The sequence below is a fragment of the Variovorax sp. SG517 genome, from assembly GCF_013376045.1.
In the GTDB taxonomy this organism is placed as follows: domain Bacteria; phylum Pseudomonadota; class Gammaproteobacteria; order Burkholderiales; family Burkholderiaceae_C; genus Variovorax.
In genome coordinates this window covers 102,891-124,520 of the sequence record NZ_JABMJG010000004.1, presented here as the reverse complement: position 1 = coordinate 124,520, position 21,630 = coordinate 102,891, and the positions used below count along the sequence as shown (strand labels likewise).

The window sequence follows — 21,630 nt, the reverse complement described above, 5'->3', positions numbered from 1 at the left end:
CCACGACTGTGCCGCCAGCCCGATTCCGGCTGGCATGAAAATTGTGTGCGTTCTGTGCAAGTAACTTGCATGAATGCAAGTTACTTGCTGATCCCGTTCACACCTGTTTCAATCCACACCCGAGGGCCTGGTCATGTTGTTACATCGCGCAATCGCTGGCGTTCTTTCCCTGTTCCTGCTTGGTGCCGCGCACAGCGCCGACATGCTGGAAACGGTGAAGAGCAAGAAGGAAATCGTCGTCGGCACCGAGGCGCAGTTCGCGCCCTTCGAGTTCCTGCAGGACGGCAAGATCGTGGGCTACGGCCCCGACCTGATGCGCCTGATCCTGGCGGACCTGCCCGAGGTCCGGGTCAAGCAGCTCGACGTGCCGTTCCAGGGCATCCTGCCCGGCCTGGCGACCAAGCGCTTCGACTTCGTCGTGACCTCGGTGACGCTCACGAAGGAGCGCGCCGACAAGTTCGCCTTCACCGTGCCGATCGCCGACGCCACGACGGCGCTGGTCAAGCGCAAGGAGGACAGCGCGCTCACCGACCCCGCGGGCATCGCCGGCAAGACGGTCGGTTCGCAGGCGGGCTCGGCCCAGTTGAAGGCGCTGCAGGACTACGCGAAGAAGCTGCAGGCCGAAGGCAAGCCAGCAGTCACCATCCGCGAATACGTGAGCTTCGACGAAGCCTATGCCGACCTGGCCGCCGGCCGGCTCGCGGCGGTGGCGCAGTCGCTCTCCAACCTGGCGACGCTGGTCAAGACGCGCGGCGACATCTACGCGGTGATGCCGGCGCCCATCGGCCCCAAGACCTACTTCGGCTGGGTCGGCCGCAAGGACGCGGAGAGCGCGCCGCTGGTCAAGTTCTTCAGCGACGGCATCGCACGCGCCCAGAAGAGCGGCAAGCTCAAGGAGCTGCAGATGAAGTGGTTCGGCTTCACGATGGACGTGCCCACCGACGCGGTGCCGGCGCCGCAGATGTGAGCGGGCCCGCAAGACACGACGCTTCCTGAGCACGCACCGTCCGATGAACGCGGCAACCCTTCTCGAGCGCCTGGCCGCCTACCTGCCGGTACTGCTGCAAGGCCTCGCCACCACGCTGAGCGTGGCGGTGGCGGCCATCCTGCTGGGCTTTGCCTGGGGTGCGGTGCTGCTGGGCCTGTCGCTGCGGCGCGGCGGTCGGGGCGTGTTGCCCGCCGCGGTGCGCACCTACCTGAGCTTCTTTCGCGGCACGCCGCTGCTGGTGCAGCTGCTCATGCTCTTCTACCTGCCCAGTGCCTACGGCGTCGATCTGCCGCCGCTGCTGGTGGCCATCGTCGCGCTGGGCCTGAACTCCGCCGCGTTCCAGTGCGAGATCCTGCGTGCCGGGCTGGTGGCGGTGCCGGCGGGGCAGATCGAGGCGGCCGCCTCGTTCGGCATGCCGCCCGCGCGCATCTTCCGCCACGTGCAGCTGCCGCAGCTTGCGCGGGCCGTGTGGCCAGCCGTGGTGTCCGAAGCCGTCGACGTGGTGAAGAGCTCGGCCATCGTCTCGGTGATCGCGGTGGCCGACCTCGGGCGTAGCGGCCGGCAGATCGTGGCGGCCAATTTCAGGCCGCTGGAGGTGTACGTCTGCGTGGGCCTGTGCTACCTGCTGATGACCGGTGCGGTGCTGTGGCTCGGCCACTGGCTGCGCACCCGGATGGAGCGGCCATGATCGACGCCGCGCTCCTGGGCCAGTTGCTGCCCGAGTTCGGCGCCGCCGCGCTGCGTACCGTGCTGCTCACGCTGGTGGGGCTGGCGGGCGGGCTGGTCGTGGGCTTCGGCTTCCACGCATTGCGCGAAACCGGCTGGCGCGCGGCGCGCTGGCTCTATGTCGCCTACACCGGCGTGTGGCGCGGCGTGCCGTTCCTGATCCACCTGTTCATCGTGTACTTCGGCCTGCCGAGCGCGGGCCTCTCGCTCGATCCGTTCGCCGCCGCGGGCCTCACGCTCGCCGTGTACGGCGGCGCGTACTTCGCGGAGATCTTTCGCGCCTGCTGGCAGAGCATTCCGCGCGGCCAGATCGAGGCGGCCCGGTGCATGGGCCTGTCCTCCCGCCAGATCTTCGCCACCATCGAATGCCCGCAGGCGCTGCGCGCCAGCCTGCCGCTGATCGCGAGCCAGACCATCCTGCTGATGAAGGAGTCCGCGCTGGCTTCGGTCATCACCTATCCCGAACTGACGATGACCGCCGGCAAGGTCGTGTCGGAGCAGTTCGTCTATGTCGAGCCCTACCTGCTGCTGGCGCTGAGCTACTGGGGCCTGTCGCTGCTCGTCAACCGCGCGGCCAGCACGCTGCGCGCGTGGTCGGCCCTTCGAGAAAACCCCCGCCCATGAATGCTTCCGTGACCGTTCCCATCGTCTCCATGCGCGGCGTCGGCAAATCGTTCGGCACGCAGTGCGTGTTGTCCGGCATCGACCTGGACATCCGCAAGGGCGAAGTCGTGTCGCTGATCGGTCCTTCGGGTTCGGGCAAGACCACGCTGCTGCGCTGCATGAACTTTCTCGAGGCCTACGACGAGGGCGAGGTCCGCATCCGCGGCGCTCTGCTCGGCTACCGCCGCAATGCCGCGGGGGCACTGGTCCGCGAGAGCGAGCGCGTGATCGCCGAGGTGCGGGCGCCGGTCGCCATGGTGTTCCAGCAGTTCAACCTGTGGCCGCACATGACGGTGCTGGCCAACGTAATGGCGCCTCTCACCCTGGCCAAGGGGCTGCGCGAAGACCAGGCCCGCAGCGTTGCCGGGGAGGCACTGGAGCGCGTGGGCATGTCGGCCAAGGCCGACGTGCGTCCGCCCCAGCTCAGCGGCGGGCAGCAGCAGCGCGTGGGCATCGCCCGGGCGCTCGCGGTCGGCCCCGAGGTGATGCTGCTCGACGAGCCGACCTCCGCGCTCGACCCGGAGCTCGTCGACGAAGTGCTGGAGGTGATCAAGTCGCTCTCGCGCGGCGGCATGACCATGATCATGGTCACGCACGAGATGAGCTTCGCGGCCGAGGTGTCGGACCGGATCGTGTTCATGGAGAAGAGCCGCATCGTGACGATCGGCACGCCGCGCGAGGTGATCCACCAGCCGGAGCACCCGCGCATCCGGGCGTTCCTGCAGCCGTGGATTCGCCGCAGCCTCGGCAATGCCGCGGCAGGAGCGGCCGCATGAACCTGCTCGACGAAGTGGGGGATGCGGCCGTGGCCCACAAGGTGGCGCACGCGGTCGACACCGCGCGCCTCGAGGCGCGGCTGCGCGGACTGGCGGCGCATGGCGCCGTCGCTACGGGCACCGGCGGCGGCGTGGCCCGGCAGGCGCTGAGCGCGCACGAACTGGCCGCGCGGCGCTGGCTGGTGCAGCCGTTCGCGCAGCGGCCCGGCTACCGCATCGGCATCGATACCGCCGCCAACGTGTTCGTGCGGCGCGACGGACAGGAATCGAAGCTGTCGCCGGTCATGACCGGCAGCCACATCGACACCCAGCCCCTGGGCGGCTGGCTCGACGGCGCCTTCGGCGTCGCGGCGGGCCTGGAGGTGTTCGATGCGCTGGACCGCCTCGGCCTGCGCACCCGCAGGCCGATCGACGTGGCGATGTGGACCAACGAGGAAGGCTCGCGCTTCGCACCCGGGCTGATGGGCTCCGTCGCTTTCACGTCGCCGCAACGTCTGGATGCGTTCCTCGGCGTGCGCGATGGCGAAGGCCTGTGCTTCGAGGCAGCGCGCGATGCCGCCGTGGACGACCTGCGCGGCGAGGCGCAGCGCCTCGGCTGGGCCTGGATGGACGACACCCCGCTGGCGCGCCCGGTGCACTGCTACGTCGAAGCGCACATCGAGCAGGGCCCGGTGCTGGAGGCTGAGGGCCTGCAGGTCGGCTGCGTGACGGCGATCCAGGGCGTGCGGTGGTTCCGCATCACCGTGGCGGGGCGCAGCGCGCACGCGGGCACCACGCCGCCGGCCTCGCGCGACGACGCCCAGGCCAAGGCCGTGCGCATGGCGCACGCGCTGCTCGAACATGCGGCGCTGTGCGGCGACGACCGGCTGCGCCTGACCATCGGGCGGTGGGAGTGCAGCCCCGGGTCGATCAACACGATCGCCGATCGCGTCGTCTTCACCGTCGATGCCCGGCATCCCGAGGCTGCCGCACTCGACGCGGTGCGCCTGCTCATCGATACGGCGCTGCCGGCCGGAGGCCAGGTCGAGGTGCTGCAGGACAAACCCACGGTGCGCTTCGACGCTGCGCTCGCAAGCCTCGCACGCGAGGCCTGCATCGCCCTGCAGCTGAGCCATCGCGAGATGCTCTCGGGCGCCTTCCACGATGCCATGCCGCTGGCGGGCTTCTGTCCTACCGCGATGCTGTTCGCACCCAGCCGCGCCGGCGTGAGCCACCACCCCGACGAAGACACCCCCATCGACGACCTCGCGGCCTGCACGCGCGCCCTGGCCTGGTGCCTCGCGCGGCTGGCGGGGCCGCTCGTTTCCTCCACTCCCAACGAACCTTCAAAGGACTAGCCAGAACCATGGACCACCAAGCCCTCTCCCATTCCCATGCGCACACCCACGTCGCCGACAACGGCGAACCCGTCGGTGCCAACAACACGCTGCGCGAGCCCGTGTCGGCCGACGGCACGCCGGAGCTCGGCAAGCGCTACGAGGTCCCCGCGCGCAACGGCCGTGCCGTGCGGCTCGCCAAGGGCCAGGTGATCCGCGTCATCAACACGCATGGCAGCCAGGTGTGCGACTTCTGGGCCTTCAAGGCCGACGACCTGAGCGAATTCATGTCGATGGAGCACGCGCGTGCCGTCATCGACCGCATCATTCCCAAGGCCGGCGATCCACTGGCCACCAACCGCCGCCGGCCCATCATGACGCTGGTGGCCGACACCTCGCCCGGCGTGCACGACACGCTCATGGCCGCCTGCGACGCCTACCGCTACCAGAACCTTGGCGTGACCGAGTACCACGACAACTGCGCCGACAACATGCGCATGGCGCTCAAGGCCATCGGCCTGCGCGCACGCGAGGTGCCGCAGCCGCTCAATCTGTGGATGAACATTCCGGTGGGCCCGGCCGGCGGCGTAGACTGGCTGCCGCCCGTCTCCAAGGCCGGCGACCATGTGGATCTGCGCGCCGAGATGGACTGCGTGGTGGTCATGTCGGCCTGCCCGCAGGATATTGTCCCGATCAACGACAACCGCCCGGTCGAAGTGCATTTCACCGTGCTGGCCACTGCCTGACCTTCCCGGCCCGCCGCCGGCTTACCGACGATTCGACATGCGCACCTCCAAGAAGACGAACTCCACGCCCGCCGCCTCTTCTCCTGTACCGGCTGGTGCGGACGCGGACCTGGCGCTGTCGGCGCTGGGGCCGCGGCTCAAGCATGCGCGCATGGTGCGAAGTCTGACGCTGAAGGCGCTCGCGGATGCGGCCGGCTGCTCCGAAAGCCTGCTGTCGCGCGTGGAGCGTGGCCAGGTCATGCCGTCGCTGGCCAATCTGCACCGCCTGGCGCGCGCGCTGGACACCAACGTCGCCGAGCTCACGGCTTCCTTCGCGCCACCCACGTCGCCGGTGACCCGGGCATCCGAACGCCCGGTGATCGAGTTCACCGGCCTGCGAGGCAAGAAGCGCGGCGTGAAGCTCGAACGGGTGATCGTGCCGATTCGCGGCCAGCTGCTGCAGGCTGACATCCACGTGCTCGAGCCCAAGGCCGAGAGCCTGGAGCAGATCGCACACGCCGGCGAGGAAATGGGCTACGTGATCGAGGGCGAGTTCGAGCTGCGCCTGCGCGACGAGGTCTACCTGCTGTCGGCCGGCGACTCCTTCTATTTTTCGAGCGACGTGCCGCACAGCTACCGCAATCCTGGCAAGACCCAGACCCGGGTGCTGTGGACCAATACCCCCGCCACGTTCTGAAGCTGCCTTCTCCATGCACACAGACACCGCCATGCAGACGCTGCCGCGCTACAGCGGCATCCCGACCTTCATGCGCGTGCCCTTCGCACAGCGCCTCGAAGACTTCGACATCGCCCTGGCCGGCGTGCCGTTCGACGGCGGAGTGACGGCGCGCCCCGGCGCACGCTACGGCCCGCGCGAGATTCGAAACATGTCGTCGATGACGCGCGCCATCCACCACGTGAGCGGCTTCAACCCCTTCGAGGCGTGCCGCGTGGCCGACGTGGGCGACGTGCCTTTCACCGACGTGTTCCACCTGGAGCGCTCGCACGAGGACATCCGCCGCTTCTTCGAGCCGCTGTTCGCCGCCGGCAAGACGGTGCTGGCCGCGGGCGGCGACCACTCGATCACCTTTCCCGTGTTCCAGGCGATGGCGCCTCGTCAGCCGCTGGGCATGGTGCACATCGATGCGCACACCGACACCTGGGACGACTTTCTCGGCTCCAAGTTCAGCCATGGCTCGCCGTTTCGCCGCGCGGTCGAGGCCGGGCTGCTCGACCCGAAGCGCACCATACAGATCGGCATCCGCGGCGCGCAGAACTCCGACGAAGGCTGGCGCTATTCGCTGGACAGCGGCATGCGCGTGGTCTTCATCGAGGAGTTCGAGGCCAGGGGCGTCGAGGCGATCGTGCAGGAGGCTCGGCGCATCGTCGGCAGCGGCCCCACCTACCTGTCGCTGGATGTCGATGGCCTGGACCCGGTATTCGCGCCGGGCACCGGCACGCCCGAGATCGGCGGCATGACCACGCGCGAAACGCTGGGGCTGCTGCGCGGCCTCGACGGCCTGGATTTCGTCGGCGCCGACGTGGTCGAGGTGTCGCCGCCCTACGACCCGACCGGCAGCACCGCGCTGCTGGGCGCCACGCTGATGTACGAGATCCTGTGCCTGCTGGCGCGCAACGTGGCCTCGAAGCGCTGAAACCTTTTGTCGGGAACCTGACTTGACAGGGTCTTGGCGAGCACTGAATACTGCACCGGATGGTTGAGTATTTTTGGCTCGCCTGGCGCCGCTCGATGGTCCGCCGGGCCCTACAGGAGACTCGCATGCTTGGAAACATCAACGCGGTGGCCAACCTGGCGGTGAAAGACCTCGCCACGGCCCGCCGTTTCTACGAGGACACGCTGGGCCTGTCGCAGGTCGATGCGGAAGGCGACGAAGTCATCGTCTACCGCAGCGGCAACACGCGCATCAACGTGTACCGCTCGCAGTTCGCGGGCACCAACCAGGCCACGGCCGTGACCTGGTCGGTGGACGGCGACATCGAGCGCATCGTGGATGCGCTGAAGTCGCGGGGCGTGCGCTTCGAGCACTACGACATGCCGCATGCGAAGCTGGTGGGCGACCTCCACGTCATGGGCGACATGAAGGTCGCGTGGTTCAAGGACCCGGACGGGAACATCCTGAACCTGATCAACGACTGATCGACCGAAAGGCCGATCAGCCGAAGTTCTTGGCGGCGAAGTCCCAGTTGACCAGCTTGGCCAGGAAGGTCTCGACGAACTTCGGGCGCAGATTGCGGTAGTCGATGTAGTAGGCGTGCTCCCAGACGTCCACGGTCAGCAGCGCGGTGTCTGCGGTCGTCAGCGGCGTGCCGGCTGCGCCCGTGTTCACGATGTCCACGGTGCCATCAGGCTTCTTCACCAGCCAGGTCCAGCCCGAGCCGAAGTTGCCCACGGCCGACTTCACGAAGGCTTCCTTGAAGGCGTCGTAGCTGCCCCACTTGGCTTCGATGGCCTTGGCCAGCGCGCCGGTGGGAGCGCCGCCGCCTTGCGGCTTCATGCAGTTCCAGAAGAAGGTGTGGTTCCAGATCTGTGCGGCGTTGTTGTAGATGCCGCCGCTGGACTTCTTGACGATCTCTTCGAGCGTCAGCGACTCGAACTCGGTGCCCTTCTGCAGGTTGTTGAGGTTCACCACGTAGGCGTTGTGGTGCTTGCCGTAGTGGTACTCGAGTGTTTCCTTCGAATACTCGGGTGCCAGTGCGTCGAGCGCGTAGGGCAGGGGTGGGAGCTTGTGTTCCATCGTGATTTCCTCGTGGTGGTTGAAAAAAGAAAAGGGGCTCAGGCGTTCGCCCTGGCCTTGGGTTCGATCCGGTAGGCGCAGCGCCGCGCGCCCGCGAGCACGTGCTCGACGCGGCTCACGTTCACGTCGGGGCCCAGCACTTCGTCGAACAGCTGCAGCTCGCTGCGGCAGAAGCCGGTGCAGGCCTGCGCGGCGGTGCAGATGGGGCAGTGGTTCTCGATGAAGAGAAATCCATCGCCTTCCTCATCGGGTCGGAACTCGGCCATGTAGCCCTCGCGGCTGCGGATCTCGGCCAGCCGCTCCAGCCGTGTCTTCAGGCTGCGCGCGCCGCGCATGGCCTCGGTGTAGTTGGCACGCATCGTCGCCTCGCGCGCCCCGATGAGCTGGTCCATGCCCTTCTGCCCGAACACGCTGATGACCGCGCTGATCATCTGCACCGTCATCTCGGCGTGCGTATCGGGAAAGCGCTTGTGGCCCTCTCCGGTGAGGCGCCAGATCTGCGTGGGCCGGCCCCGGCCGCTGGAGCGGCTTTCGGAGTCGACCAGCCCTTCTGCCTCCAGCTTGGCCATCTGCTGTCGCACCGCTTCCACCGTGACGTTCAGCACCTTGGCGATGTCGGGAATGCCGAGCGCGCCGCGCGTCTTGAGCGTCGAGAGGATGCGGTCTGCCGGCTGGTGCGGCATCCAGGTGGGCCTGGCAGCAGCATCCGGGAGCAGGCCTTGGGGTTGCTTGTTCATCGCAGGTTCATTATTAATCAAGCAAAGTGCTTTGATTATTTGACGCCGGAGACCGACTGTCGATGGGGCCGGGCAATGGCCCTCGCAAGCCGGGGCCATTTGAGCAGGGCATTCGCGTTTTTACGCTTTCTTTACGCCCACCCCATCACTCTTTCCCCCGTTTTGACGCCCGACTGCCGAGACTGACTCCCATCTTTTCTCGTTTGCAGGAGTGATGTATGGACATCGTCTGGATGGGCGCCTTGCTGGCGCTGTGGGCCGTGGTGGGGGCCATGGTGGTCGGGCTGGACAGGCTCGATGCGCCGAAGAACCCGTCGAGCAAGGCGTCGAATGCCGCCGATGGAGCCGCGTCGTGATCAGCCTCGAAGTTCTCTATGGCTTCGGCGCGCTGATCGCCGTGGTTCTCTTCGCGTACCTGGTGTTCGCGCTGATCTGCGCGGAGGAATTCTGAAATGACTTCCTCCGCCTGGGGCCTGCTGGCCCTTTTCCTGGTGCTGCTGGGCCTGCTCGCATGGCCGGTGGGCAAGTTCCTTGCCGCGCTGTGCAACGAGCGCGTGCCGCGCTGGATGCAGCGCGTCGAGGCGCCGCTCTACAGGCTCTCGGGCACGAGGCCCGAGCAGTCGATGCACTGGCTGCGCTATGCCTTCGCGCTGCTGGCCTTCAATGCCATCGGCGCGATCTTCGTCTATGCACTGCAGCGCCTGCAGGCCTGGCTGCCGCTCAACCCTGCAGGCATGGCGGCCGTGTCGCCCGACTCGGCCTTCAACACCGCGGTGAGCTTCGTCTCCAACACCAACTGGCAGGGCTATGCGGGCGAGTCGACCATGAGCTATCTCACGCAGATGCTGGGTCTCACGGTGCAGAACTTCTTCTCCGCCGCCACCGGCATCGCGGTGGCCTTCGCGCTCGTGCGGGGCTTCGCCCGCCGCGGCGACGGCAAGGGGCTGGTGGGCAACTTCTGGGCCGACATCACGCGCGTCACGCTGTGGGTGCTGGTGCCGATCTCCTTCGTCCTGGCCGTGGTCTTCGCGGGCCAGGGCGTGATCCAGAACTTCGACGCCTACAAGGAAGCGAGCACGCTCGAGACCACCGCCTTCCAGCAGCCGAAGAACGGCGCCGACGGCCAGCCTTTGAAGGACGAAAAGGGCCAGCCGGTGATGGAAGACGCCACCACCAGGACGCAGACGCTCGCCATGGGCCCGGTCGCCTCGCAGGAAGCCATCAAGATGGTGGGCACCAACGGCGGCGGCTTCTTCAACGCCAACTCGGCGCATCCGTACGAGAACCCGACGGCGCTGGTGAACCTGCTGCAGATGATCGCGATCTTCCTGATCCCGGCCGCGCTGTGCTTCACCTTCGGGCATGTGGTGGGCGACATGCGCCAGGGATGGGCCGTGCTCGCGGCGATGACGGTGATGTTCGTCGTCGCGGTCATCGTCATCACGCCCGCCGAGCAGGCCGGCAACCCGCTGCTGACCCCGCTGGGCGTCGACCAGATGCACGGCGCGCTGCAGGCCGGCGGCAACATGGAAGGCAAGGAGGTGCGCTTCGGCATCGACGCCTCCTCGCTCTTCGCCGCCATCACCACGGCCGCCTCGTGCGGTGCGGTCAACGGCATGCACGACTCGCTCACCCCGATCGGCGGCATGGTGCCGCTGGTGCTGATGCAGCTCGGCGAGGTGGTCTTCGGCGGCGTGGGCTCGGGCCTGTACGGCATGCTGATCTTCGCGATGCTCGCGGTGTTCATCGCCGGCCTGATGATCGGCCGCACGCCCGAGTACCTCGGCAAGAAGATCGAGGTGCGCGAGATGAAGCTGATCTCCATCGCCATCCTGGTCACGCCGATCCTGGTGCTGGCCGGCACCGCGGTGGCGGTGATCGCGGCCGCGGGCAAGGCCGGCATCGCCAACCCCGGCGCGCACGGCTTCTCGGAGATCCTGTACGCGCTGACCTCGGCCGCCAATAACAACGGCAGCGCTTTCGCGGGCCTGTCGGCCAACACGCCCTTCTACAACGGCCTGCTCGCGCTCGCCATGTGGCTCGGCCGCTTCGCGATGATCGTGCCGGTGCTGGCCGTGGCTGGCGCGCTGGCCGCCAAGAAGCGCCTGCCCGTGACCAGCGGAACGCTGCCCACGCACGGCCCGCTGTTCGTCTCGTTGCTGATCGGCACGGTGCTGCTGGTCGGCCTGCTCAACTACGTGCCGGCGCTGGCCCTGGGCCCGATCGTCGAGCACCTCGTGCTCTGGAAATGAGAAGGAGCGCACCATGACCGCCAATACAAAAACCTCTCTCTCGCTCTTCGATGCGGCGCTGGTCAGGCCCGCGCTGTGGGCCGCCTTCGCCAAGCTCAACCCGCGCACCCAGTGGCGCAACCCGGTGATGTTCATCGTCTACATCGGGAGCATCCTCACGACGGTGCTCTGGGTGCATGCGCTGAGCTTCCCGGGCGACACCGGCATGAAGCCCGCCTTCGTGCTGGCCGTGACCATCTGGCTGTGGTTCACGGTGCTCTTCGCCAACTTCGCCGAGGCGCTCGCCGAAGGCCGCAGCAAGGCGCAGGCCGCCTCGCTGCGCGGCCTGCGCAAGGACACCTGGGCCAAGAAGCTGCAGGAGCCGCATCACGGTGCCCAGTGGCTCCCTGAGCAGGCACCGAACCTGCGCAAGGGCGACGTGGTGCTTGTGGAAACCGGCGACGTGATCCCGCTCGACGGCGAAGTCATCGAAGGCGTGGCCTCGGTCGACGAGAGCGCCATCACCGGCGAATCGGCACCCGTGGTGCGCGAATCGGGCGGCGACTTCTCGGCCGTGACCGGCGGCACCCGCGTGCTGTCCGACTGGCTGGTGGTGCGCATCTCGGTGAACCCGGGCGAATCGTTCCTCGACCGGATGATCGGCATGGTCGAGGCCGCCAAGCGCCAGAAGACGCCCAACGAGATCGCGCTGACCATCCTGCTGGTTGCGCTGACCATCGTGTTCCTGGTGGTCACGGTCACGCTGCTGCCGTTCTCCATCTTCAGCGTGGAGGCCGCGGGTGCGGGCACGGTGGTGTCGCTCACCGCGCTGGTCGCGCTGCTGGTGTGCCTGATCCCGACCACCATCGGCGGCCTGCTGTCGGCCGTGGGCGTGGCCGGCATGAGCCGCATGATGCAGGCCAACGTGATCGCCACCTCGGGCCGCGCGGTCGAAGCCGCCGGCGACGTCGACGTGCTGCTGCTCGACAAGACCGGCACCATCACGCACGGCAACCGCCAGGCCAGCGCCTTCCTGCCCGCGCCGGGCGTGACCAAGGCGCGCCTCGCGCGCGCCGCGATGATCGCCTCGCTCGCCGACGAGACGCCCGAGGGCCGCAGCATCGTCGAGCTCGCGCGCCGCGAAGGCCTGGAGCCGACGCCGGTGGAGGGCGCCCGCTTCGTCGCCTTCACCGCGCAGACGCGCATGAGCGGCGCCGACCTGCCGGCCGCACCCAACAGCCTGGACACCGACCTGGTGCTGCTGCGCAAGGGTGCGGTCGACGCGGTGCGCCGGCACGTCGAGGCCATCGGCGGCACGGCCGCGCCCGAGGTGCTGCGCGCCGCCGAGGAGGCGGCGCGGCGCGGCAGCACGCCGCTGGCGGTGGCCGAGGGCAACCGCGTGCTGGGCATCGTCGAGCTCAAGGACATCGTCAAGACCGACATCAAGGAGCGCTTCGCCGAATTGCGCCGCATGGGCATCAAGACGGTGATGATCACCGGCGACAACAAGCTCACCGCGGCGGCCATCGCCGCCGAGGCCGGCGTGGACGACTTCCTGGCCGAGGCCACGCCCGAGGACAAGCTCGCGCTGATCCGCCAGTACCAGTCCGAAGGCCGCCTGGTGGCGATGACCGGTGACGGCACCAACGACGCCCCCGCGCTCGCGCAGGCCGACGTGGCCGTGGCCATGGGCAGCGGTACGCAGGCCGCCAAGGAAGCCGGCAACATGGTCGACCTCGACTCCAACCCGACCAAGCTGCTGGAAGTGGTGGAGACCGGCAAGGCGCTCTTGATGACGCGCGGCTCTCTCACCACCTTCTCGATCGCGAACGACGTGGCGAAGTACTTCGCCATCATCCCGGCGATCTTCATCTCGACCTACCCGCAGCTGGGCGCGCTCAACGTGATGCGGCTGGCGAGCCCGTCGTCGGCCATCCTGAGCGCGGTGATCTTCAATGCGCTGGTGATCGTGTTCCTGATCCCGCTGGCGCTCAAGGGTGTGCGCTACCGGCCGGTGGGCGCCGCCGCACTGCTGCGCCGCAACCTTGCCATCTATGGGCTGGGCGGCCTGCTGGTGCCCTTCATAGGCATCAAGCTGATCGACTGGCTGCTGGTCGCCGTGCATCTCGTCTGAGGAGTAATCAGTCATGAACAACAACACCGTCAATGTCCAAGGCAATGGCAGCGAGGGCGGCATCGTCCGCCCTGCGCTCGTGCTCTTCGTGCTGCTGAGCGCGCTCACCGGCCTGATCTACCCGATGGCCGTCACCGGCGCCGCGAAGGCGGCGTTTCCCGCGCAGGCGGCCGGCAGCCTGATCGTGATCGACGGCACCACGGTGGGCTCGAAGCTCATCGGCCAGAACTTCAGCGATCCGAAGCACTTCTGGGGACGGCCTTCGGCCACCGCGCCGCAGCCCTACAACGCGAGCGCCTCGGGCGGCTCGAACCAGGGCCCGCTCAACCCGGCGCTCACCGATGCGGTGAAGGCGCGCGTGGAAGCGCTGCGCGCGGCCGACCCGGACAACACGGCGCCGGTGCCGGTCGACCTGGTCACGGCCTCGGCCAGCGGACTCGACCCCGACATCAGCCCCGCCGCCGCGCAGTACCAGGCGGCGCGCGTGGCACGCGTGCGCGGCATGCCGCTCGCGCAGGTGCAGTCGCTGATCGACAAAAACACGCAGCAGCCCCTGCTGGGCTTCCTGGGCGAGTCGCGCGTCAACGTGCTGGCGCTGAACATCGCGCTGGACGCCGCCTCCGGTTCATTCAGTCCTTCGACACCGCGTTGAGGAGAAACAAGCCATGGCCTATGCCGCCTATCGAGAACACCCCGGTGCGCCGAGAACGCGCGCTTCCATGATCACCGGCAAGAGCAACGACAGCCCGTTCCATGTGCTCGACGTCACGGTCTGCTGCGCCGACGCCCTGCGCGTGCGCCGCAGCATCGCCGGCTGCCCCGAGGCCGGCGTGGTGCGCTGCGAGCCGCTGCTGCATGCCTGCAGCTCGCAGGAGAGCGACGCGCCCTGCGTGCGCCTGATGATCCGCCTGCCTCTTGCCCGCTACGCCGACGTGCTGCACCGGCTGGTCGAATGCGTGCCCTCGGGCGAGATCGGCCGGCTCGTGAGCTGGCGCGAGCACCTCGCGCGCTGCGGCCTGCGCCATGGTCACTGACCTGCTGATGGCGCTGCTGGCCATGGCGGCGCTCTTCGTGCCGCTGGGCTTCGCGTGGTGGGTGCTGTCGCGCACCGCGCGGCGCCATGCAGGCCGCCGCAAGGACCGCCCGATACGCTAACCTGTGCCGCCGATGAACGAAGTGCTCCGCCCCGACCCCGACGCGCTGCTCGCGCAGCTGCGCAGCGACGAGGCGCGTGCACAGCGCGGCAAGCTGCGCATCTACTTCGGCGCCAGCGCGGGCGTCGGCAAGACATGGGCGATGCTCAGCGCGGCGCAGCGCGAGCGGGCCGCGGGGCGCGACGTGCTGATCGGCGTGGTCGAGACCCACGGCCGCAGCGAGACCGCCGCGCTGCTTGCGGGGCTCGATGCGCTGCCGCTGCGCGAGATCGCCTACCGCGGCCGCACGCTGGCCGAGTTCGACCTCGACACGGCGCTCGAGCGCAAGCCCGCCGTGCTGCTGGTCGACGAGCTGGCCCACACCAACGCCCCGGGCTCGCGCCACGCCAAGCGCTGGCAGGACGTGCAGGAGCTGCTGGCCGCCGGCATCGAGGTTTGGTCGGCGCTCAACGTGCAGCATCTCGAAAGCCTCAACGGCACGGTCGGCGCCATCACCGGCGTGCGCGTGCACGAGACCGTGCCCGACACCGTGCTCGACGAGGCCGACGAGGTGGTGCTGGTCGATGTCACGCCCGACGAACTGACGGCCCGGCTCGCCGCCGGCAAGGTCTACCTGCCGCAGCAGGCCGAGCGCGCGGCGCAGAACTTCTTCCGCAAGGGCAACCTCATCGCGCTGCGCGAGATCGCACTGCGGCGCACCGCCGAGCACGTGGAAGACGACGTGCGCGGCTGGCGCGTGGAGCAATCGGGCGCGGTCGGAAGCGGGCGCGATCTGCAGGCCTGGAACACCTCGGGTGCGATCCTCGCTTGCGTCGGCCCGCACGAAGGCGCGGCGCAGACCGTGCGTACGGCGGCGCGGCTCGCAGGTCAGCTCAACGTGCGCTGGCATGCGGTCTACGTCGAGACGCCGCGGCTGCAGCGGCTGGCCGCCGCCGAGCGCGACCGCATCCTCGCGGTGCTCAAGCTCGCCGAAGAACTGGGCGCGGCCACGGCGGTGCTCACCGGCTCCGACGTCGCCGAGCAGCTGGCCGAACAGGCGAGGCGCCTGAACTGCGCGACGCTGGTGCTGGGGCGCTCGCAGCCCGAGACAGGCTGGCGGCGCTGGTGGCCCGCGAGGGCGGTGCCGCTCGCGCGCGCATTGGCGCTACGCGCGCCGGCGCTCGACATCATGGAAGTCGCGCCCGCCGACAGTGCGCGCCGCCTGTCGCGCACCTCGCTTCAGGGCGCGCTCGTCGACAGCGACGACCACGAGAAGGCCCCCATCCATTGGCCCGGCTACGCGTGGGCAGCGGCCACCAGCATCGCACTCACGCTGCTGTGCACGCCGCTGGCCAGCGTGCTGGAGCTGTCGAACATCGTCATGCTGTTCCTGCTCGGCGTGGTGGGCGTGGCGATGCGCTTCGGGCGCGGGCCTTCGGCGCTGGCGGCCCTGCTCAACGTCGCGGCCTTCGACTATTTCTTCGTGCCGCCGCGCCTGTCGTTCGCGGTGAGCGACGTGCAGTACGTGCTGACCTTCGCGATCATGCTCGGCGTCGGCCTGCTGGTGGGGCAGCTCACGGCCGGGCTGCGCTTCGCGGCGGGCGTGTCGACCAGCCGCGAGCGGCGCGCGCGATCGCTGTTCGAGCTCACCCGCGAGCTGTCGGCCGCGCTGGAGGCCTCGCAGGTGGTCGCGCTCGGCACGGCAGCCGTGCGCGGCCACTTCGGCGGCGATGCGCTGGTGCTCGTGACCGACGCGGCCGACCAGCTCGTGATGCCGGCCAGCGCGCCCCAGGGCTTCGATCCGCAGGTGGCCGACTGGGCCTTCCGCCACGGCCAGAGCGCCGGCCTGGCCACCGCCACGCTCGCGGCCCAGCCCTGGCACTACGTGCCGCTGCGTGCGCCGATGCGCGTGCGCGGTGTGCTCGCACTCTCGCCCGCGCAGCCGCGCTGGCTGCTCATACCCGAGCAGGCGCAGCAGCTCGACACGCTGGCGCGGCAGATCGCCATCGCGCTGGAGCGCGTGCACTACGTCGAGGTGGCGCAGCAGGCGGTGGTCGAGATGGAATCGGAGCGCCTGCGCAACGCACTGCTCGGCGCCATCTCGCACGACGTGCGCACGCCGCTCACCGCCCTCATCGCCCTGGCCGAGTCGCTGCAGACACTGCCGCCCGAGGAGCGTGCCGAGGCCGCGCGCGCCATCGTCGCGCAAGCGCACGAGCTGCATGCGCTGGTGAGCAACCTGCTCGACATGGCACGGCTCGAAAGCGGCATCGCCGGCGGCGCGGTGAACCTGCGGCGCGACTGGCAGTCGGTGGAGGAGGTGGTGGGCTCGGCCATCCGCGCCGCGCGCACCTCGCTGGGCGGCACCGTGGTGCAGACCGCGCTCGACCCCGAGCTGCCGCTGGTCGAGTTCGACGCCGTGCTCATCGAGCGCGTGCTGGTCAACCTGCTGGAGAACGCCACCAAGTACGGCGCGCCGCCCATCGTGGTCGGCGCGCGCGCGGAGCCCGGGGCGCTGGTGCTGACGGTGCGCGACCATGGCCCTGGCCTGCCGGCCGCGCTGCTGGGCCACGAGCAGAAGCTCTTCGACAAGTTCACACGGGGCGAGGCCGAGTCGGCGACGCCGGGTGTTGGCCTGGGCCTGGCGATCTGCAAGGCCGTGGTGAGCGCACACGGCGGCGAGATCACTGCCGAGAATGCGCGCGATGGCGGTGCAGAATTCACGGTCACGCTGCCACGCCGCGAGCCGCCCGAACCCGCTGAAGCACAACTCTGAACCCATGCCTTCCCCCACCGCCATCGTGATCGAAGACGAGCCGCAGATCCGCCGGTTCGTTCGCGGCGCGCTCGAGGCCGAGGGCTGGGTGGTTCACGAGGCCGGCACCCTGCGCGACGGGCTCGCCGCGGCAGGCACGCGCCAGCCCGACCTGCTCGTGCTCGACCTGGGCCTGCCCGACGGCGACGGCGTTTCGCTGATCCGCGACGTGCGCGGCTGGTCGGCCGTGCCGATCATCGTGCTGTCGGCCCGCACCGACGAGGCCGACAAGATCGCCGCCCTCGACGCCGGAGCCGACGACTACCTCACCAAGCCCTTCGGCACCGGCGAGCTCCTGGCCCGCGTGCGCGCCAACCTGCGCCGCCCGCGCACGGCGAGCAGCACGGAGGAAGCGGCACCCGAGGCGCTCTTCCGCTTCGGCGAGATCGAACTCGACCGTTCCGCACGCCTGGTGCGCCGCGCCGGCGCCGAGGTGCACCTCACGCCGACCGAATACCGCCTGCTGTCGGTGCTCGTCGCCAACGCGGGCCGCGTGCTCACGCAACGCCAGCTGCTGCGCGAGGTCTGGGGCCCGTCGTACACCGACCAGAGCCACTACCTGCGGATCTACATGGGGCACCTGCGGCAGAAGCTGGAGGCCGATCCGGCGCAGCCGAAGCATCTGCTGACGGAGACGGCGGTGGGGTATCGGTTGGTCGTTTAGTTCTTCCGGGTACGGCGGCTAGAGCCATGCCCTTCCCTGAATCAACTCCGGGTATTGCTCCCTCTCCCTCCGGGAGAGGGTTGGGGTGAGGGCTGCGGCATCAACGAAACGACAAGCCCGGTATGCGGCGCGGCGCGTTCGACCCCTCTGTGCCGCCGAGGAGCGCAGCGTTTCGCGGACAAGGGCTCGCAGCTGTTTGAGCGAAGCGAGTTCTGCGAGACCCCGCGAAACGTGAGCACCGCAGGGAAGCCGCGAAGCGGCCGGCATAGTGGGGGCGGGCGCGCCGTGCCGTACCGGGCGACCTGTTCAGGCAAGACGAATCAGGCCTTGTTCGGATTCAGCAAGAACTTCTCCCCCGTCGCCTGCTTGCCATACACGCCAATCGCGTCGAGCTGCAGCATCTCCACCAGCGAAACCTCGCGCGTGTAGTGGCTCGCGAACGTGGTCTTCAGTTCGGCGACCACGCGGGCCTTCAGGCGCTGCGTGCCGGCGTCGCCCAGGCGCTGCAGGAAGGGGAACAGCAGCCAGCCGCCCATGCCCCAGGTCATGCCGAAGTTGCGCACCACCTCGGTCGGGCTGCGGTCGAGGCCGCCGTAGATGTAGACCTGCTTGTGGGTGTTGGAGCCGTAGCGGCTGTATTCCTTGGCGGTGCGGTTGATGGCCGCTTCCATGCAGCCGAGGATCTGGCCCGCGAGCTTGCCGCCGCCGATGGCGTCGAAGGCCAGGGTGGCGCCGGTCTCGGCGAGGGCCTGGGTCAGGTCCTCGATGAAGGTGGACGAGCTCGAATTGCACACGTACTTGGCGCCGAGGCTGCGCAGCAGGTCTTCCTGGTCCTGCTTGCGCACGATGTTGACGAGGGCGATGCCGTCCTTCTGGCAGATCTTGTTGAGCATCTGGCCGAGGTTGGACGCGGCGGCGGTGTGCACCAGCGCCTTGTGGCCTTCCATGCGCATGGTCTCGACCATGCTCAGCGAGGTGAGGGGGTTGACGAAGCACGAGGCGCCTTCAGCCGGCGTGGTGCCCGCCGGCAGTTCCAGGCACTGGGCGGCGGCGAGGCAGCGGTACTGCGAGTACATCGCGCCGCCGATGGCGGCCACCGTCTTGCCGAGCAGCGCCTGAGCTTGCGGCGAGGAGCCAGCCTTCACCACCACGCCCGCGCCTTCGTTGCCGACCGGCATCGATTCGTCGAGCCGCGCCTTCATGGCGGGCAGCACGCGCTCGGGCACGGTGGCGGTGACGACGGGGCGATCGGCGGTGCCGAAGGCCTTGGCGGTGCTCATGTCGGCAGCGCCGAACAGCAGGCCCAGGTCCGACGGGTTCAATGGCGATGCCTCGACGCGGATCACCACTTCGTGGGCCTGCGGCTCGGGAATGGGATCGTCGTGCAGCGAGAGTTCGAGTTCGCCGCTGGAGCGGATGAGGGAGCGGATTTGGAGTGCCATGGAAGAGCCCTTCTGGTCAGGTTCGCGGATGGCCTTCGGCCACGGGGCGGCCAGTATAGGAGCGGCTTTCGCGGCCTGCTGGCGCCTTCAGGACACCACCGGAATCGCAGGCGCCTGGGCCAGCGCGTCGCGCATGGCGGCCGGGTCGAGCCGCTCGATGTAGCGCGGGATGTTGCGCCACAGCGTGTGGTAGCCGTAGCCGCCGCGCAGCATCTCCTGGCGGGCGCTGTCCTTGTCCCAGTCCTGCAGCGCCATGCGGTAGACCGCTGCGACCACGCCGGTGCGGTCGGCGCCGTGCATGCAGTGGATGAGCACCGGGCCCTGCTTCTCGGCCGCGCGAATGGCCTGCAGCGCCCGCAGCACCTTGGCGTCGTCGATGGACCAGGTGTTGATCGGCACGCGCACCAGCCGGATGCCGCTTCCTGCGAACACTTTCCGGTCGTCGTTGAACGAGCGCAGGCTCACCACCGTGCGGATGCCCAGCGACTGCAGCGCGGCGAGATTGGAGCGCTTCGGCTGCGCGCTGCGGTACAGCGTGGGCGTGATGCGGTGCAGGTTCTCCACGCCCAGCGCGTCCAGCGGATCGGCCCAGTGGCCGGGGCGCGGTACCTCGGCGACGGGCTCCTGCCCGCGTTCCTTGCGTCTTCTTCTGCTGTTGCTGCTGCTCATCGGCCGCCCTTGCGCGGCCAGTGCCGCGTCGCCAGGATGATCGCCGCCACCGCGAGGCCGCCCCAGTAGTCCACAGGCGCGCCCCACAGCCAGTGCTTGTGCCAGAACGCATCCACCGGGTTGAAGCGCTCCCAGCCGAAGGCCGGGTTGATGAGAAACCAGGTGAAGTCCTCGCAGACCCAGAACACGATCAGGCCCGCCGCGGCCAGCCCCGCGTCGCGCCACGTCCAGCGTCCGTTGAAGGCCAGCGGCGAGAAGAACACCAGCGCCATGAAGGTGAAGACCCAGGCGTGGTAGCCCGTCATCGCGCGGCCGCCCCAGAAGAGGTCGAGCCAGATGCTGTTCTCGATGCGCCATGTGGGAAGCGACGTGGCCCAGCCGGCGCCGCCTTCGATCTGGATCTCGGCGTTGGCGAAGAAGAAGGCCATGACGATGACCCACGCCAGGTAACCGAGCGTGCGGGCCACGCTCGTCTTTTCGACGGCGGGGCTCATGCGGGCGTTCCCAGCACGTGGCTCAGCACCGATCGCGCCGCCTGCGGCTTGCCCAGCGCGCGGCTGCGCGTCGCCATGCTCGCGAGCTTGGCCGGATCGGCCATGAGGCGCGCCACCTTGTAGTCGAGGCCGATGGCGTCGTAGGCCAGCCAGGCCGCGCCTTCTTCCATCAGGAAGCCGGCGTTGTGTTCTTCCTGGCCCGGAATGGGCGAGATCAGCAGCATCGGCTTGCCCAGCGCGAGGCACTCCGACACCGTGAGGCCGCCGGGCTTGGTCACCACCAGGTCGGCCGCGGCCATCATCCTGTGCATTTCGTTGGTGAAGCCGATGGCCACCACGCGCCCCGGATAGCGCCTGGCCAGCGCCTCGAGCTTGCCGTGTGCCTCCACGTTGCGGCCCGCCACGGCAATGACCTGGAAGCTGCCTTCGCCGCCAAGGCCGAGCACGCGCTCGACCATGCTCGGCAGATCGCCCACGCCCGCGCCGCCCGAAGCCATCAGCAGCACCGGCCGCGAAGGATCGAGACCGAGCCCGGCCACGCAGGCATCGCGCGCCAGCGAGGGCGCATCGGGTTCGGAGAAGGCCGGCATCACCGGAATGCCGGTGACGTGGATGCGCTCGGCCGGAATACCGCGCGCCCGCAGGCGGAAGGCCACTTCTTCCGTCGCCGCGAGGTAGCCTGCCATGCCCGGCACCAGCCACATGTTGTGCAGGTCGTAGTCGGTGATCTGCAGCCACACGGGGTAGTCGATGCGGCCGCGGTTGCGCTCGCGCATCAGCAGCTCGGCCGGCAGGAAGTGGGTGCAGACCACCGCGTCGGGCTTCTCGCGGCGGATCTCGCGCACCAGCGCGCCGGTGCTCAGCCGCTCGATGCCGCGGCGCAGGCGTTGCGAGGGCGCATGGTGCGGCGTGACGTCGGTGCGCTGGTGCAGGTACGACCACAGCTCGGGCGCGCGATTCACGAGCTGGATGTACCAGTCGGTGTAGACCTTGCGGAACCCCGCGGCCACATGGGCCATCGCGTCGATGTGGACCGCCGTGCAGGGCGGGGCGAGAGACTGGGCGGTGGCGGCAAGCGCCTGTGCTGCACGCACGTGGCCGTTGCCGGCACTCACGCTGAGGATCAGGAGTTTGGTCATGGAATCCGGGGTTTGCGCGGCGGATTATGGCGATGGCGTGTGGCAGTGCCTTTGGGTCTGTTGTTCGGGGCGCGATCACGCCGACGGGGTACCTTGCTCCGCGAATGTCCCCCGGGGCTTCGCCCCTCCTCCTTTATTTCGCTGCGCAAGGTACCCCATCGGCGCGATCGTTCAGAGCACTCGTGGATCGGCCAGCACAACGGCAGCGCTCGTGGTGCACAG

General features: G+C 69.0%; 24 protein-coding genes. 18 read left to right on the top strand and 6 right to left on the bottom strand.

Translation table 11 applies throughout. From position 1 onward, the window contains the following. Window positions 1-133: 133 nt before the first annotated feature. From FHT32_RS13265 to FHT32_RS13225, 9 genes are all read left to right on the top strand, one after another. The gene (locus FHT32_RS13265; protein WP_176665102.1) at window positions 134-967 is read left to right on the top strand and encodes a transporter substrate-binding domain-containing protein; all 834 of its coding nucleotides are present in this window, start codon (window positions 134-136) and stop codon (window positions 965-967) included. A gap of 43 nt (window positions 968-1,010) precedes the next feature. Then, entirely contained in the window at window positions 1,011-1,676 is a 666-nt protein-coding gene (locus FHT32_RS13260; RefSeq protein WP_176665101.1) for an amino acid ABC transporter permease, read from the top strand. Beyond that, the gene (locus FHT32_RS13255) at window positions 1,673-2,338 is read left to right on the top strand and encodes an amino acid ABC transporter permease (protein WP_176665100.1); all 666 of its coding nucleotides are present in this window, start codon (window positions 1,673-1,675) and stop codon (window positions 2,336-2,338) included. The genes FHT32_RS13260 and FHT32_RS13255 overlap by 4 nt, the downstream gene beginning before the upstream one ends. Next, window positions 2,335-3,153 carry an amino acid ABC transporter ATP-binding protein gene (locus FHT32_RS13250; protein ID WP_176665099.1) on the top strand — a complete coding sequence of 273 codons (819 nt, stop codon included), beginning with the start codon at window positions 2,335-2,337 and terminating at the stop codon, window positions 3,151-3,153. Before FHT32_RS13255 ends, FHT32_RS13250 begins: the two co-directional genes overlap by 4 nt. Further along, window positions 3,150-4,490 carry a M20 family metallo-hydrolase gene (locus tag FHT32_RS13245; RefSeq protein ID WP_176665098.1) on the top strand — a complete coding sequence of 447 codons (1,341 nt, stop codon included), beginning with the start codon at window positions 3,150-3,152 and terminating at the stop codon, window positions 4,488-4,490. The genes FHT32_RS13250 and FHT32_RS13245 overlap by 4 nt, the downstream gene beginning before the upstream one ends. An 8-nt stretch (window positions 4,491-4,498) precedes the next feature. After that, the gene (locus tag FHT32_RS13240; protein WP_176665097.1) at window positions 4,499-5,215 is read left to right on the top strand and encodes a DUF1989 domain-containing protein; all 717 of its coding nucleotides are present in this window, start codon (window positions 4,499-4,501) and stop codon (window positions 5,213-5,215) included. A gap of 37 nt (window positions 5,216-5,252) precedes the next feature. Beyond that, window positions 5,253-5,891 carry a cupin domain-containing protein gene (locus FHT32_RS13235; protein ID WP_176665096.1) on the top strand — a complete coding sequence of 213 codons (639 nt, stop codon included), beginning with the start codon at window positions 5,253-5,255 and terminating at the stop codon, window positions 5,889-5,891. 13 nt (window positions 5,892-5,904) lie between these two features. Next, complete coding sequence (gene speB / locus FHT32_RS13230) at window positions 5,905-6,849, top strand: agmatinase (RefSeq protein WP_176665095.1); 945 nt, start codon at window positions 5,905-5,907, stop codon at window positions 6,847-6,849. 125 nt (window positions 6,850-6,974) lie between these two features. Beyond that, on the top strand, window positions 6,975-7,352 hold the full coding sequence (locus FHT32_RS13225; protein ID WP_176665094.1) for a VOC family protein: 378 nt from the start codon (window positions 6,975-6,977) through the stop codon (window positions 7,350-7,352). Between the two features lie 16 nt (window positions 7,353-7,368). On the opposite strand, the gene FHT32_RS13220 is transcribed toward FHT32_RS13225, so the two are convergent. Continuing rightward, window positions 7,369-7,950 carry a superoxide dismutase gene (locus tag FHT32_RS13220; RefSeq protein WP_176665093.1) on the bottom strand — a complete coding sequence of 194 codons (582 nt, stop codon included), beginning with the start codon at window positions 7,948-7,950 and terminating at the stop codon, window positions 7,369-7,371. Window positions 7,951-7,988: 38 nt separating this feature from the next. Next, window positions 7,989-8,687 (bottom strand): metalloregulator ArsR/SmtB family transcription factor, encoded by a 699-nt coding sequence (locus tag FHT32_RS13215; RefSeq protein WP_176665092.1) that lies wholly within the window; start codon window positions 8,685-8,687, stop codon window positions 7,989-7,991. Between the two features lie 218 nt (window positions 8,688-8,905). On the opposite strand from FHT32_RS13215, the gene FHT32_RS13210 reads away from it, so the two are divergent. The 9 genes from FHT32_RS13210 (at window position 8,906) to kdpE (ending at window position 17,664) form a co-directional block, all read left to right on the top strand. Next, window positions 8,906-9,043 carry a hypothetical protein gene (locus FHT32_RS13210; RefSeq protein ID WP_164713487.1) on the top strand — a complete coding sequence of 46 codons (138 nt, stop codon included), beginning with the start codon at window positions 8,906-8,908 and terminating at the stop codon, window positions 9,041-9,043. Next, the gene (kdpF, locus tag FHT32_RS13205) at window positions 9,040-9,138 is read left to right on the top strand and encodes a K(+)-transporting ATPase subunit F (protein WP_019657711.1); all 99 of its coding nucleotides are present in this window, start codon (window positions 9,040-9,042) and stop codon (window positions 9,136-9,138) included. Before FHT32_RS13210 ends, kdpF begins: the two co-directional genes overlap by 4 nt. A gap of 1 nt (window position 9,139) precedes the next feature. Beyond that, window positions 9,140-10,939 carry a potassium-transporting ATPase subunit KdpA gene (gene kdpA, locus FHT32_RS13200; RefSeq protein WP_176665091.1) on the top strand — a complete coding sequence of 600 codons (1,800 nt, stop codon included), beginning with the start codon at window positions 9,140-9,142 and terminating at the stop codon, window positions 10,937-10,939. Window positions 10,940-10,952: 13 nt separating this feature from the next. Next, entirely contained in the window at window positions 10,953-13,052 is a 2,100-nt protein-coding gene (kdpB, locus tag FHT32_RS13195) for a potassium-transporting ATPase subunit KdpB (protein ID WP_176665090.1), read from the top strand. Between the two features lie 13 nt (window positions 13,053-13,065). Continuing rightward, complete coding sequence (gene kdpC, locus FHT32_RS13190; RefSeq protein WP_218088216.1) at window positions 13,066-13,704, top strand: potassium-transporting ATPase subunit KdpC; 639 nt, start codon at window positions 13,066-13,068, stop codon at window positions 13,702-13,704. Between the two features lie 67 nt (window positions 13,705-13,771). After that, window positions 13,772-14,086 (top strand): hypothetical protein, encoded by a 315-nt coding sequence (locus tag FHT32_RS13185; RefSeq protein ID WP_256098995.1) that lies wholly within the window; start codon window positions 13,772-13,774, stop codon window positions 14,084-14,086. Continuing rightward, window positions 14,076-14,207 carry a hypothetical protein gene (locus FHT32_RS34985; protein WP_256098994.1) on the top strand — a complete coding sequence of 44 codons (132 nt, stop codon included), beginning with the start codon at window positions 14,076-14,078 and terminating at the stop codon, window positions 14,205-14,207. Before FHT32_RS13185 ends, FHT32_RS34985 begins: the two co-directional genes overlap by 11 nt. Window positions 14,208-14,219: 12 nt before the next feature. Beyond that, window positions 14,220-16,961: a DUF4118 domain-containing protein gene (locus FHT32_RS13180; protein ID WP_176665088.1), complete on the top strand. Its 2,742-nt coding sequence runs from the start codon at window positions 14,220-14,222 to the stop codon at window positions 16,959-16,961. Between the two features lie 4 nt (window positions 16,962-16,965). Next, window positions 16,966-17,664, top strand: a complete 699-nt coding sequence (kdpE, locus tag FHT32_RS13175; protein ID WP_176665087.1) for a two-component system response regulator KdpE — start codon at window positions 16,966-16,968, stop codon at window positions 17,662-17,664. A gap of 320 nt (window positions 17,665-17,984) precedes the next feature. Here kdpE and FHT32_RS13170 read toward each other — a convergent pair whose 3' ends face one another. From FHT32_RS13170 to FHT32_RS13155, 4 genes are all read right to left on the bottom strand, one after another. Further along, on the bottom strand, window positions 17,985-19,106 hold the full coding sequence (locus FHT32_RS13170) for a zinc-binding dehydrogenase (protein ID WP_176665086.1): 1,122 nt from the start codon (window positions 19,104-19,106) through the stop codon (window positions 17,985-17,987). Window positions 19,107-19,193: 87 nt separating this feature from the next. Beyond that, complete coding sequence (locus tag FHT32_RS13165; protein ID WP_176665085.1) at window positions 19,194-19,775, bottom strand: dual specificity protein phosphatase family protein; 582 nt, start codon at window positions 19,773-19,775, stop codon at window positions 19,194-19,196. Further along, the gene (locus FHT32_RS13160; protein WP_176665084.1) at window positions 19,772-20,269 is read right to left on the bottom strand and encodes a hypothetical protein; all 498 of its coding nucleotides are present in this window, start codon (window positions 20,267-20,269) and stop codon (window positions 19,772-19,774) included. Before FHT32_RS13160 ends, FHT32_RS13165 begins: the two co-directional genes overlap by 4 nt. Beyond that, window positions 20,266-21,408, bottom strand: coding sequence for a glycosyltransferase (locus tag FHT32_RS13155; protein ID WP_176665083.1), 1,143 nt, complete (start codon window positions 21,406-21,408; stop codon window positions 20,266-20,268). Before FHT32_RS13155 ends, FHT32_RS13160 begins: the two co-directional genes overlap by 4 nt. Between the last annotated feature and the right edge of the window lie 222 nt (window positions 21,409-21,630).

What these genes read in the sequence shown, in the direction of transcription:
- FHT32_RS13265 (WP_176665102.1), top strand. Translation starts at nt 134, where the DNA reads ATGTTGTTACATCGCGCAATCGCTGGCGTTCTTTCCCTGTTCCTGCTT.
- FHT32_RS13260 (WP_176665101.1), top strand. Translation starts at nt 1,011, where the DNA reads ATGAACGCGGCAACCCTTCTCGAGCGCCTGGCCGCCTACCTGCCGGTA.
- FHT32_RS13255 (WP_176665100.1), top strand. Translation starts at nt 1,673, where the DNA reads ATGATCGACGCCGCGCTCCTGGGCCAGTTGCTGCCCGAGTTCGGCGCC.
- FHT32_RS13250 (WP_176665099.1), top strand. Translation starts at nt 2,335, where the DNA reads ATGAATGCTTCCGTGACCGTTCCCATCGTCTCCATGCGCGGCGTCGGC.
- FHT32_RS13245 (WP_176665098.1), top strand. Translation starts at nt 3,150, where the DNA reads ATGAACCTGCTCGACGAAGTGGGGGATGCGGCCGTGGCCCACAAGGTG.
- FHT32_RS13240 (WP_176665097.1), top strand. Translation starts at nt 4,499, where the DNA reads ATGGACCACCAAGCCCTCTCCCATTCCCATGCGCACACCCACGTCGCC.
- FHT32_RS13235 (WP_176665096.1), top strand. Translation starts at nt 5,253, where the DNA reads ATGCGCACCTCCAAGAAGACGAACTCCACGCCCGCCGCCTCTTCTCCT.
- speB (WP_176665095.1), top strand. Translation starts at nt 5,905, where the DNA reads ATGCACACAGACACCGCCATGCAGACGCTGCCGCGCTACAGCGGCATC.
- FHT32_RS13225 (WP_176665094.1), top strand. Translation starts at nt 6,975, where the DNA reads ATGCTTGGAAACATCAACGCGGTGGCCAACCTGGCGGTGAAAGACCTC.
- FHT32_RS13220 (WP_176665093.1), bottom strand. Translation starts at nt 7,950, where the DNA reads ATGGAACACAAGCTCCCACCCCTGCCCTACGCGCTCGACGCACTGGCA.
- FHT32_RS13215 (WP_176665092.1), bottom strand. Translation starts at nt 8,687, where the DNA reads ATGAACAAGCAACCCCAAGGCCTGCTCCCGGATGCTGCTGCCAGGCCC.
- FHT32_RS13210 (WP_164713487.1), top strand. Translation starts at nt 8,906, where the DNA reads ATGGACATCGTCTGGATGGGCGCCTTGCTGGCGCTGTGGGCCGTGGTG.
- kdpA (WP_176665091.1), top strand. Translation starts at nt 9,140, where the DNA reads ATGACTTCCTCCGCCTGGGGCCTGCTGGCCCTTTTCCTGGTGCTGCTG.
- kdpB (WP_176665090.1), top strand. Translation starts at nt 10,953, where the DNA reads ATGACCGCCAATACAAAAACCTCTCTCTCGCTCTTCGATGCGGCGCTG.
- kdpC (WP_218088216.1), top strand. Translation starts at nt 13,066, where the DNA reads ATGAACAACAACACCGTCAATGTCCAAGGCAATGGCAGCGAGGGCGGC.
- FHT32_RS13185 (WP_256098995.1), top strand. Translation starts at nt 13,772, where the DNA reads ATGATCACCGGCAAGAGCAACGACAGCCCGTTCCATGTGCTCGACGTC.
- FHT32_RS34985 (WP_256098994.1), top strand. Translation starts at nt 14,076, where the DNA reads ATGGTCACTGACCTGCTGATGGCGCTGCTGGCCATGGCGGCGCTCTTC.
- FHT32_RS13180 (WP_176665088.1), top strand. Translation starts at nt 14,220, where the DNA reads ATGAACGAAGTGCTCCGCCCCGACCCCGACGCGCTGCTCGCGCAGCTG.
- kdpE (WP_176665087.1), top strand. Translation starts at nt 16,966, where the DNA reads ATGCCTTCCCCCACCGCCATCGTGATCGAAGACGAGCCGCAGATCCGC.
- FHT32_RS13170 (WP_176665086.1), bottom strand. Translation starts at nt 19,106, where the DNA reads ATGGCACTCCAAATCCGCTCCCTCATCCGCTCCAGCGGCGAACTCGAA.
- FHT32_RS13165 (WP_176665085.1), bottom strand. Translation starts at nt 19,775, where the DNA reads ATGAGCAGCAGCAACAGCAGAAGAAGACGCAAGGAACGCGGGCAGGAG.
- FHT32_RS13160 (WP_176665084.1), bottom strand. Translation starts at nt 20,269, where the DNA reads ATGAGCCCCGCCGTCGAAAAGACGAGCGTGGCCCGCACGCTCGGTTAC.
- FHT32_RS13155 (WP_176665083.1), bottom strand. Translation starts at nt 21,408, where the DNA reads ATGACCAAACTCCTGATCCTCAGCGTGAGTGCCGGCAACGGCCACGTG.